This window comes from Streptomyces sp. NRRL B-24572, from assembly GCF_002156145.1.
In the GTDB taxonomy this organism is placed as follows: Bacteria; Actinomycetota; Actinomycetes; order Streptomycetales; family Streptomycetaceae; genus Streptomyces; species Streptomyces vietnamensis.
Genome location: NZ_MWIG01000588.1, coordinates 1 through 5,526 on the forward strand (window position 1 = coordinate 1; position 5,526 = coordinate 5,526).

Sequence of the window (5,526 nt, forward strand, 5' to 3'; positions counted from 1 at the left end):
CGCCGGCGCCCTTCGGGTCGGTGGCTTCACGGCCCGTGGCCCCCTGCCGCTCGCCGGTCTCGCGCCGGCCGCCGGGCAGTCCCCGGGAGGACACGGCCTCCTCGGCCTCCCTGCGGGCCTCCTTGTCCCCGCTCTCTCCCTCCGCGTCGGCAGGCGTGGTGCGCGGCCGGCCGGCGCGGTCCTCGTCCGTCCTGTGCTGCTTCTGCTCGCCCATGGTCCCTCCTCCGTCTCCGTTCCGTCGCGGGGCGTGTGCGCCCCTCCTCATCGCTCGGGCCCCTCCTCCGGGGTCGACCAGGAATCCCGCCCCGCCTCCATGGGCGGCGGCTGGGCGACACGGGCGTCCCGCCGTCGGCGGGCGACGCGCCGTGAACCCCACCAGAACGCGGCGATCAGCACCACGACCAGCACCACTCCCACCAGGATCAGGAACAGTGAGGACGATCCGGAGGCGGCGAGTCCGGAGGCGGCGGCCAAGGAGAGGGTCATGATTCTTCCTTTCTGGCGGGTTTGGAACGGTATGTCGAATTCCGTCCCCGTCGGTCCGGGCGGCGGCGCGCCCGGCCCGGCGACGGGATCAGTCGGCCGGTAGCCAGCAGGCGATCACCCTTCCGCTGCCGGGGGACAGCGACTCCCAGCCCCCGGGCAGCTCGATCAGCACCACGCCCGAGGTCGGGAAGCCCGCCCTCACCCGTTCCAGCAGCTCAGGAGGGCCGCTCCCGCACAGGCCGGCGGCCGGCTCGCGGATCCCCGGGCTGTGGCCGACGAGGCCCACGGTGCGAAGGCCGGGGCTCTGCTCGGCCAGGACGGAGACCAGCGTGCCGGGCGGCGTCTTGGAGAGGCGTTCGTCGTAGACGACGGGCGGCGGGTCCTCCAGTGCGGAGGCGGCGAGCTGCCAGGTCTGGCGGGTCCTGCGCGACGGGGAGCAGAGCAGGAAGTCGGGTTCGAGACCGGAGCCCGCGAGCCGGCGGCCGGTCCGGGGCGCGTCGCCCCTGCCTCGCTCGCTCAGCTCGCGGTCGAAGTCGTCGATCCGCCGGTCCTTGCGCACGGCCTTCGCGTGGCGAACCAACAGCGGCCGGACCCCGGCCGGTGGTGCCCGCCTGTATCCGGGCTCCGGGCACATGACGTCTCCTTCCGTGCGTACGGCTCCGGGTCGTTCCGGAAGATGCGCGTACCCCGTCTCCGTGATCGCACGCACGGGCGGGCGGGCGAACCCGGCCCTCCGGACGGACGGCCGGGCGCGGCCGGTGCGCGGTGACGGCGTCACGAGGGCCCTCGGGTGTGTGCCGCGCAGGCTTGTCACGTCGTCGTGGCGACCGGGATGCCCTCCAACGGCTGGAGGTCCGTCTGCCTGCCGTTGCCGCTGTTGTCCCGCTTGACGGCGCCCGGACCGCCATCCTCGACCGGGTGCTCGACGAGTACGCCGAGGCGACGAAGAAGAACCAGAGCGTCGTACCCGTCCCGATGCGCATGGCCATGGGCGAGGTGATCGGCGACTACGGCTCCGACGTGCACCGGATCCTCGGCAGGAACCTGGACGGCCCGACCGACTTCAACGACCTGGACATCGACCGGGGCGCTCTCACGAGGATCATCCGGTCCACGGCCGAGGACCCGCAGGCCTTCGGTGTCGTCCACGCCTCGCAGACCGCCGTGATCGCCGACGGCCTCGACCGCTTCCCCGCGGACTCCTACCGCAAGGAGGGCCGACGCAGGCGCTCTGTCTCGGATCGCTCGGCCCGAGGACGGCGGCACTGATCGACGACGGCCAAGGCGGTGCCGTCGGTGCGGAGGAGACGGAACGGAAGGGCACCGGTGACCATGCCGTGTTCAAGACGTGTCAGGTGGAACGTGCCGACGCGGACAGCGACATCCCACGCGGCGTCTACGGACCGACGGTCCAGGACACGGGGAGCGCCCCCGGACAGAGGAAGGGTTCCGTCCCCCTCGGCCCCGGATCCACCGGCTGGGCACTCCCCGACCAGGCCGAGGCCGCCCTGCCCGCCGACTGCGCCGCCCGCACGGGCTCGACCGCCCCGTACGTCACCGTCTCGCTCAGCGCGCCGTCGCAGGCGGAGAAGAAGGGCCTCATCGACCGGGACACCGGCATCCGCAACAGTGCGGCCGTCGTACGGGAGGCCGCCGTCGGCGATGGTGAGGGTCTTGCCGACGGCGGCCTTGGCGCCGGATTCCTCCCCTGCCTTGCAGTCGTTGCGGTTCCCGGCGAGCGGCCGGCCGACCACGACGACCAGGCGGGTTTCGGCGTCGATGAGGACCTGGTGGTTGGTGGAGTACCGGTAGTTCTTCGACCGCTCGGCGATCGTGTGGTCCCGGGTGGGGACCAGGGTGCCGTCCACGATGAGCACGGTGTCTTTCGCGAACCGCTTGCGGGGCTGGAAAGCGAGCATCGGCCCGAGGTGGTCGATGATGCGGTCCGCCGCCGACTTCGAGGTCGGAGCGATCTCGGCAACGCGCGCAGCCCTCCGGGCGCGAGTACGGAGATCCTGGAACTGGCGTCGCGCTCAGAAGAAGCTGAGAACTTGATGTGCCAGGCTGGCGCGCCTGTTCGACATGTGGTGCGACCCATTCAGTGAAGGAGCTCCTCCGTGAGCCTGGTCAACGGCCTGCCCGCGCACATCCTGCTCGTGCATTTCGTCATCGTGCTCGTCCCCCTGACCGCGCTGGCGCTGACGGTCGGCGTGATCCGCCCGACGGTGGCGCGGCGGATGGGCATCGCGCTGCCGTTGCTCGCGCTGGTCACGCTTCTGAGCGTTCCGCTCGCCACGGAGGCCGGGGAATGGCTGGAGCGCCACGTCGACGGCGACGCGATGGTCCGCCGGCACGCCGAGCTCGGCGACGGTCTGCTCCCCTGGGCCGCGGGCCTGTTCGCGTTGGCGGTCGTCGTCTGGTGGGCGGCTCGCCGCAGCGGGGTGCCCGTGAACGGATCCGCGTCCGGCACCTCGCACGGCAACCCCTGGTCCGCCGCACCGGTCAGGATCGCGGCCGTGGTCCTGTCTCTCGTCGTGGCCGCGGGCGCCGTCGTGGACGTGTACCGGATCGGTGATTCCGGGGCGAAGGCCGCATGGCACGACGGCTTCTCCACGACGGCGACGGGCGGTCACGGGGACGACGACTGATCCGGCGGCGGCTCTCCCGTCCGGACCGTTCCGCCGGGAGACGCCCGCCACCCGGCGCGGGTCCGGCTCACGCGGTCCCCAGCGGAAGCCGCACCGTGAACGTCGTCGACCCCGGTGCGCTTTCCAGGCTCACGCCTCCCCGGTGCGCCTTCACCACGGCCGCGACGATCGACAGGCCGAGTCCCGCGCCGCCGCCCGCGTCCTTGGTACGGCGGTCGGCGCGGGTGAAGCGATCGAAGACTCCCGACCGGATGGCGGAGGGGACGCCGGGCCCGTCGTCGTGCACCATCAGGGCGGCCGTCGTGTCCTCCACCTCAAGGGTCACCGTCACCTTGGTTCCGGCAGGGGTGTGGGCACGCGCGTTGGCCAGGAGGTTGGCCACCACCTGGTGAAGGCGGTGCTCGTCACCGGTGACCGTCACGGGCTCTTCCGGGAGTTCCAGCTCCCAGCGGTGGGCGGGCCCCGCCGCCCGAGCGTCCGTGACCGCTTCGAGGACCAGGTGCGTGAGGTCGACGGGGAACGCGTCGAGCGGGCGGCCGGCATCGAGGCGGGCGAGCAGCAGGAGGTCGTCGACCATGGCGCCCATCCGGCCGGATTCGGCGACGATGCGTTCCAGGGACCGGGTGATCTCCGGTGGCACCGGACCGGGGTTGAGCAGGGCGAGTTCGGCGTGGCCGCGTACGGTGGCGACGGGGGTGCGCAGCTCGTGACTGGCATCGGCGGCGAAGCGGCGCAGCCGCTCCTCACTCGCATGCCGTTGGGTCAGGGCGTCCTCGACGTGGCCGAGCATGCGGTTGAAGGCGGAGGCGAGTCGGCCCACCTCGCCGCGCGGGTCGGACGCGGGGACACGCGCCGGCAGGGCGACCTCGCCGCTGGCCAGCGGCAGCTCGCTGACCCGGGTGGCCGTCGCGGCGACCCGGCTCAGCGGGCGCAGCGACCAGCGCACCCACAGGGCCCCCGCGACGCCGGTGACGGTGACCGCCGCACCGAACACGATCCCGGCGACCAGCTCCAGGCGGTGGATGGGCGCCTCGACGGGCTCCCAGGGAAGTCCGGTCACCAGGACGTCTCCGTCGGCGCCCGCCGCCGCCATGACGCGGTACTCGTGCAGAGCGGAGAGTCCGACGGTGTGGCCCCTGCCATCGGCCGGGACCGCGACGAGCCGTATCCCGTCGGTGGTGGTGAGCGCGACGGACGCGGTGCCGGTGGGACGTACGACGGCCGCGTCGACGACCGTGCCGTGGCGCAGCAGGGCGCCGAAAGTGCCCGCGGACTGGCGGCGCGTGTCGCCGTGCTCGTCGCCGTCATGGTCGTCGGCCGGCGGGCCGGAGTGCTCCAGGCTCGCCGGGAAGCGGGTGCCGACCTCGGTGAGCTGCTCGTCGAGGCGGCCGGTGAGGAAACCCTCCAGCTCGACCACCGCCGCCACGCCGACCGCGGCGCAGCACACGGCGAGCAGCACCACGAGCCCGAAGGTGAGCCGGGCGCGCAGGGTACGGGGCAGCGGAGCCCTCATGCGGCGGCCGGCTTCAGCACGTAACCCGCCCCGCGCACGGTGTGGATCATGGGCTCGCGCCCCGCGTCCACCTTCTTGCGCAGATAGGAGATGTACAGCTCGACGACATGGGCGCGGCCCCCGAAGTCGTACGACCAGACGCGATCCAGGATCTGTGCCTTGCTGAGGACGCGCCGCGGGTTGCGCATGAGCAGGCGCAGCACTTCGAACTCGGTGGGGGACAGCTCGATCAGCCTGCCCGTCCGGGTCACCTCGTGGGCGTCCTCGTCCATCACCAGGTCGCCCACGGTCAGCACCGGCCCCTCGGACTGCTGCCGGGCCATGCCCGCGCGGCGCAGCAGCCCGCGCATCCGGGCGACGACCTCCTCGAGGCTGAACGGTTTCGTGACGTAGTCGTCGCCGCCCGCCGTGATGCCCGCGATGCGGTCCTCCACCGTGTCCCGGGCGGTGAGGAAGAGGACGCAGACATCGGGTCGCACGGCGCGCAGAGCGCGCAGGACGGCCAGGCCGTCGACGTCCGGGAGCATCACGTCCAGGACGACGGCGTCCGGCATCAGCTCCCGGGCCGCGGCGACCGCCGAGGCCCCGTCGTCGGCCGTGCGGATCAGCCAGCCCTCGTAGCGCAGGGCTCCGGACAGCACCTCGGCGAGGTCGGGGTCGTCGTCGACGACGAGGACCCGCAGGGGGGTACCGTCGGCGCGGAGCATGTCGGCGCGGGTGCCGGTTCGGCGTGTGGTGACGGTCATGCCCCCAAGGTGGCGGCCGCCACTGAGAGGTCTCTTTCCCTGTCCTGTGAAGTCCCTGAGAAAGGGACCGGGGGCCGGGGCCTCAGGGGATCAAGGTTTCACGTGAAACGGCACGGCTCGGTTCGACGCGAAC

The 5,526-nt window shown here is 72.8% G+C and carries 7 protein-coding genes and 1 pseudogene; 2 read left to right on the top strand and 6 right to left on the bottom strand.

Annotation, left to right across the window (positions count from 1 at the left end):
* The 3 genes from CCN56_RS30790 to CCN56_RS30800 form a co-directional block, all read right to left on the bottom strand.
* On the bottom strand, window positions 1-214 hold a 214-nt coding region (locus CCN56_RS30790), incomplete at its 3' end, for a hypothetical protein (RefSeq protein WP_107484252.1).
* Between the two features lie 47 nt (window positions 215-261).
* Entirely contained in the window at window positions 262-486 is a 225-nt protein-coding gene (locus CCN56_RS30795; protein WP_256962262.1) for a DUF6479 family protein, read from the bottom strand.
* Window positions 487-574: 88 nt separating this feature from the next.
* Window positions 575-1,120, bottom strand: coding sequence for a histidine phosphatase family protein (locus CCN56_RS30800; RefSeq protein ID WP_086831212.1), 546 nt, complete (start codon window positions 1,118-1,120; stop codon window positions 575-577).
* A 284-nt stretch (window positions 1,121-1,404) separates the two neighbouring features.
* On the opposite strand from CCN56_RS30800, the gene CCN56_RS30805 reads away from it, so the two are divergent.
* On the top strand, window positions 1,405-1,755 hold the full coding sequence (locus tag CCN56_RS30805; protein WP_086831213.1) for a hypothetical protein: 351 nt from the start codon (window positions 1,405-1,407) through the stop codon (window positions 1,753-1,755).
* A gap of 356 nt (window positions 1,756-2,111) precedes the next feature.
* On the opposite strand, the pseudogene CCN56_RS30815 reads toward CCN56_RS30805, so the two are convergent.
* Window positions 2,112-2,450 (bottom strand): annotated as a pseudogene (locus CCN56_RS30815) (transposase); the annotation flags it as partial.
* 153 nt (window positions 2,451-2,603) lie between these two features.
* Between CCN56_RS30815 and CCN56_RS30820 the strand changes: the two are divergent.
* Window positions 2,604-3,134, top strand: a complete 531-nt coding sequence (locus tag CCN56_RS30820) for a DUF2231 domain-containing protein (protein ID WP_086831214.1) — start codon at window positions 2,604-2,606, stop codon at window positions 3,132-3,134.
* A 67-nt stretch (window positions 3,135-3,201) separates the two neighbouring features.
* Here CCN56_RS30820 and CCN56_RS30825 read toward each other — a convergent pair whose 3' ends face one another.
* Together CCN56_RS30825 and CCN56_RS30830 are read right to left on the bottom strand one after the other, a co-directional pair.
* Complete coding sequence (locus tag CCN56_RS30825; protein WP_086831215.1) at window positions 3,202-4,647, bottom strand: cell wall metabolism sensor histidine kinase WalK; 1,446 nt, start codon at window positions 4,645-4,647, stop codon at window positions 3,202-3,204.
* Window positions 4,644-5,393 carry a response regulator transcription factor gene (locus CCN56_RS30830; RefSeq protein ID WP_086831216.1) on the bottom strand — a complete coding sequence of 250 codons (750 nt, stop codon included), beginning with the start codon at window positions 5,391-5,393 and terminating at the stop codon, window positions 4,644-4,646. The genes CCN56_RS30825 and CCN56_RS30830 overlap by 4 nt, the downstream gene beginning before the upstream one ends.
* Window positions 5,394-5,526 lie beyond the last annotated feature (133 nt).

Coding starts and splice junctions, on each gene's coding strand:
- CCN56_RS30795 (WP_256962262.1), bottom strand. CDS start 486: ATGACCCTCTCCTTGGCCGCCGCCTCCGGACTCGCCGCCTCCGGATCG.
- CCN56_RS30800 (WP_086831212.1), bottom strand. CDS start 1,120: ATGTGCCCGGAGCCCGGATACAGGCGGGCACCACCGGCCGGGGTCCGG.
- CCN56_RS30825 (WP_086831215.1), bottom strand. CDS start 4,647: ATGAGGGCTCCGCTGCCCCGTACCCTGCGCGCCCGGCTCACCTTCGGG.
- CCN56_RS30830 (WP_086831216.1), bottom strand. CDS start 5,393: ATGACCGTCACCACACGCCGAACCGGCACCCGCGCCGACATGCTCCGC.